Below are 1588 nucleotides of genomic sequence, written 5' to 3' on the forward strand. Positions count from 1 at the left end.
TGCCGTTCAGCACCAGCAGGATGTGCTGCCCGGTCGCAACGTCGATCAGGCCGGAGTCCACGCTCGCGCTCTTGACACTGAGCGTATAGGTCGACGCGATCAAGCCGATGCCATCTGCACCGTAACTGCCGCTCACAGCGAAGTTGTTGGCAAAGTCGGCCGTCGCGTTGATCGCAAGGTTGGTCTCGTCGACCACCAAGGCGTCCGCCGGCTCCGCCGTCGTCAGCGTGATGCTCGGACCGTCGTCATGGAAGGTCAGCGCCTGGCCGATATTGATGCTCGACGAGCTGGTGGCGGTATCGCCATCGCCGTCCGTGATCGTGTCGGCCCGGGTCAGCGTGATCAGGTCCGCCGCCGACAGCGTCACCGTGTCGTCCGGATTGGTCGCATCCGGATGCTGCAGCGCCCGCATCTGGTCCAGCGTCACGACGCCGGCAGCATCCACGGTGACCGTGAAGGCCAGCATCGCCGTCGGCCCGACATGGCCCTCAACCGTATTGCCGTTCAGCACCAGCAGGACGTGCAGTCCGGTGTCAACGTCAATCAGGCCGGAATCCACGCTCGCGCTCTTGACGCCGAGCGTATAGGCCGACGCGATCGAGCCGGCACCGTCCGCACCGTAATTGCTCACCACCGAGAAGTTGTCGGCAAAGTTCGCCGTCGCGTTGATCGCAAGGTTGGTCTCGTCGACCACCAGGGCATCCGCCGGCGCCGCCGTCGTCGTAACCGTGATGCTCGGGCCGTCATCCAGGAAGGTCAGCGACTGCCCGATGTTCAGCGTCGCCTGGTTGGTGTCGAGGTCGCCGTCGGTCACCGTCGCCGTCAGCGTGATCAGATTCGCCGCCGACAGCGTCGTGCTGTCGTCCGGATTGGTGGCGTCGGGATGAACCACAGACCGCAGCTGGTCCAGTGTCACATTGCCCGTCGCATCCACGGTGACCGTGAACACCAGATCGCTGCTCACGGCCGTACGGCCTTCCACCTGGCCGCCCACGAGCGACAGGATGACGTCCTGGCCGGTCAGCGTATCGACCAGACCGGACGCGCCCGCAACCACGCCCAGCGTATAGGTCACCGCTCCCGCATCGGCCACACCGTCATGATTCGCATCCAGCGGGCCGTCCGTGCCGAACACAGGCGTGAACGCGCCCGCGAAGCTCGCCGTCGCGTTGGTCGCCAGCACCGTCTCGTCGACCGTCAGCGTCGGCGCCTCTTCGTTCACCGAGATGCTCGGACCGTCGTCGAGGAAGGTCAGCGACTGCCCGATGTTCAGCGTCGCCTGGTTGGTGTCGAGGTCGCCGTCGGTCACCGTCGCCGTCAGCGTGATCAGATTCGCCGCCGACAGCGTCGTGCTGTCGTCCGGATTGGTGGCGTCGGGATGAACCACAGACCGCAGCTGGTCCAGTGTCACATTGCCCGTCGCATCCACGGTGACCGTGAACACCAGATCGCTGCTCACGGCCGTACGGCCTTCCACCTGGCCGCCCACGAGCGACAGGATGACATCCTGGCCGGTCAGCGTATCGACCAGACCGGACGCGCCCGCAACCACGCCCAGCGTATAGGTCACCGCTCCCGCATCGGCCAC

Annotated in this window: 1 protein-coding gene; it reads right to left on the minus strand. The window is 65.7% G+C overall.

What is annotated here, in order from left to right; genetic code table 11:
• Positions 1-1588, minus strand: a 1588-nt coding sequence (locus OC450_RS28830) for a DUF5801 repeats-in-toxin domain-containing protein (protein ID WP_262049120.1), incomplete at both ends; no start/stop codon positions are given.

The sequence above is a fragment of the Bradyrhizobium sp. Bra78 genome (assembly GCF_024519855.1).
Lineage (GTDB): Bacteria > Pseudomonadota > Alphaproteobacteria > Rhizobiales > Xanthobacteraceae > Bradyrhizobium > Bradyrhizobium japonicum_G.